Genomic DNA, 2851 nt, shown 5'->3' with positions numbered 1-2851 from the left:
TGCGGCCCCGCCGCCCGGCTTCTCGGGCCAAGGCTCACACTTGACGGCGTGACCTGCGCCATCGCGACCACCGGAAGACAATCATGACCGTTCATTTCATTGGCGCCGGACCGGGCGCTGCCGACCTCATCACCGTTCGTGGCCGCGATCTGATCGCGCGCTGCCCGGTCTGCCTCTATGCCGGTTCGCTGGTGCCTCAGGAACTGCTCGCCCATTGCCCGCCGGGAGCGCGCATCGTCAACACCGCGCCCATGTCGCTTGAAGAGATCGAGGCGGAATATATCCGAGCCCATGAAGCGGGCGAGGATATCGCCCGGCTGCATTCGGGCGATCTTTCCGTGTGGAGCGCGGTTGCCGAACAGATCCGCCGTCTTGCCGCACTTGGTATCGATTACACGCTGACGCCGGGCGTGCCTTCCTTCTCGGCGGCTGCGGCGGCGCTGGGGCGTGAGCTCACCATTCCCGAAGTGGCGCAGAGCCTTGTCCTGACCCGCATTTCCGGTCGCGCCTCGAAAATGCCGGAGGGTGAAACACTCGCCAATTTCGCGGCCACCGGCACAACGCTCGCCATTCATCTCGCCATTCACGCGCTGGACCGTGTGGTGGCGGAGCTGACCCCGCATTACGGCCCCGACTGCCCGGTCGCCATTGTCGCTCGCGCTAGCTGGGCGGATGAGCGCATTCTGCGCGGCACGCTATCCACCATCGAGGCAGAGATGGCGAAAAATCCCATCGAGCGCACGGCGCTCATTCTTGTCGGGCCGGGGCTGGGTGCCGAGGATTTTCGCGAGAGCGCGCTCTACAGCGCCGATTATCAGCGCCGGTTTCGCGGGCGGGAGGGGTTATGAGCCTGACTGAGGCGTTGAGCCGCCTGCCTTTTGAACCAGCGCCTTTTGAGCCGGGCCATGTGTGGCTTGCGGGTGCTGGCCCCGGCGGCTTTGGCTGCCTGACACTCGGCGTTCTGGCCGCGCTCGATGCGGCGGATGTGGTGATCTATGACGCGCTGGTGGACCCGGAGATCCTGAAGGCGGCGCCGGAGGCCCGGCACATTTTCGTCGGCAAACGCGCTGGCCAACCCTCCACGGCGCAGGATGAAATCAACCGGCTAATGGTGGCCGAGGCCGAGGCGGGGCACAGGGTTCTGCGCCTGAAAGGCGGCGACCCGAACATGTTCGGACGCGGCGGCGAGGAAGCGCTGGTGCTGGCGCTCGCCGGCATTCCCTTCCGCTTTCTGCCGGGCATCACCTCGGCGGTGGGGGCGCTTGCCGATGCGGGCATTCCCGCCACCATGCGCGGGGTGAACAAGGCGGTGATCTTCGCCACCGGCCACGCCGCCGGCACGCCGGACGATCTGGACTGGGCCGCACTTGCGAAGACCGGACAGCCCATCGTCATCTATATGGGGATGCACAAACTTGCCCTGATCGTGGACGCACTCACCTCCGGCGGCATGGCGGGCGACACCGCGGCCGCCTCATCATGAATGCGACCAAGCCGGATGAGCGTATCATCACCACCACGCTCTCGTCCCTTGTTTCGCAGGCCGAGGAACAAGGCTTCGGCTCGCCTTCCATCATCGTGATCGGCGGCATCGTGGCGCTCCGCGAGGCGCTCTCATGACTGCGCGGGCGATCATCATCGGCGCGGCGCGCTCGGGTTCAGGCAAGACCAGCGTCACCATCGGCCTGATGCGCGCGCTCAAAAGGCGCGGCCTTGCGGTGCATGGCGCGAAATCGGGCCCCGATTACATCGATCCCGGTTTTCATCAGGCGGCGACGGGGCATCCGGGCGTCAATCTCGACAGCTGGGCCATGCATCCGGATCTGCTCGCCCATCTTGGAAGCCGGCAAAGCGAAGAGGCCGACATGCTGCTGATCGAAAGCGCCATGGGCCTGTTCGACGGCATCGTTTCGGAGCCGGGACGATCTGGCGCTGCGGCGGACATTGCGCGGCTTTACGACGTGCCCTGCCTTGTCATTCTCGATGTGTCCGGCCAGTCGCAGACCGCCGCCGCGCTCGCAAAGGGGTTCGCCGCCTACGACCCGAAAGTGCGGATTGCCGGCGTGGTGCTCAACCAGGTGGCGAGCCCGCGCCACGAAGCGATGGCGCGCGCCGCCATCGAGGCCATTGGCATTCCGGTGCTGGGCGCGGTCTACCGCAATCCGGACATGGCGCTGCCGGAGCGGCATCTGGGCCTTGTGCAGGCCAGCGAACATGCCGCGCTCGAAGCTTTCATCGAGCGGCTCGCCGATGTGATGGAACAGTCCATCGATCTCGATGCGGTGATGAAAGCCGCCGTGCCGCTTTCCATGCAGGCCGGCGATGCGGCGCGGCTTCTGCCGCCGCCGGGCCAGCGCATCGCCATCGCGCAGGATGCCGCTTTCAGCTTCGTCTATCCGCATCTCGCCCGCCACTGGCGCGAGGCGGGTGCGGAGCTTCTGCCCTTCTCGCCGCTTGCCGATGAAGGGCCGGCGGAGAGCGCCGACGCTTGCTGGCTGCCGGGTGGGTATCCCGAACTTCATGCGGGGCGGATTGCTGCTGCGGAGAATTTTCACGCTTCGATGCAGGCTTTCGCGGAGAACAGGCCCATTCATGGCGAGTGCGGCGGGTTCATGGTTCTGGGCAAGGCGCTAGAAGATGCGGACGGCACGACCCACGCCATGCTGGGTCTGCTCGGCCATGTGACGAGCTATGCGAAGCGCAAGATGAATCTCGGCTATCGGCAGGCCACGCTCATGAGTGACTGCGCCATCGGCAGCAAGGGCGAGACGATCCGTGGCCACGAGTTCCACTATTCGCGGCTGGTGGAGCCCGGCAGCGACGACCCGTTAGCCACGCTTGCGGACGTCAG

The 2851-nt window shown here is 66.0% G+C and carries 2 protein-coding genes and 1 pseudogene; all 3 read left to right on the top strand.

Annotation, left to right across the window (positions count from 1 at the left end):
- The first annotated feature begins 83 nt into the window (after nucleotides 1-83).
- A complete protein-coding gene (gene cobM / locus JCM21793_RS22820) occupies nucleotides 84-848 on the top strand; it encodes a precorrin-4 C(11)-methyltransferase (protein WP_025031842.1) in 765 nt (254 codons plus the stop codon).
- A pseudogene (cobA, locus tag JCM21793_RS27920) lies at nucleotides 845-1620 on the top strand (uroporphyrinogen-III C-methyltransferase). Before cobM ends, cobA begins: the two are co-directional and overlap by 4 nt.
- The coding region (locus JCM21793_RS22810; RefSeq protein WP_025031841.1) for a cobyrinic acid a,c-diamide synthase CobB at nucleotides 1617-2851 on the top strand (1235 nt) is incomplete at its 3' end. The pseudogene cobA and the gene JCM21793_RS22810, both read left to right, overlap by 4 nt.

Origin of the sequence: Nitratireductor aquibiodomus NL21 = JCM 21793, assembly GCF_000615975.1 — a bacterium.
Lineage (GTDB): Bacteria > Pseudomonadota > Alphaproteobacteria > Rhizobiales > Rhizobiaceae > Nitratireductor > Nitratireductor aquibiodomus.
Note: the sequence above shows the minus strand (reverse complement) of the source record. Positions and strands in the feature narration are given on the sequence as shown.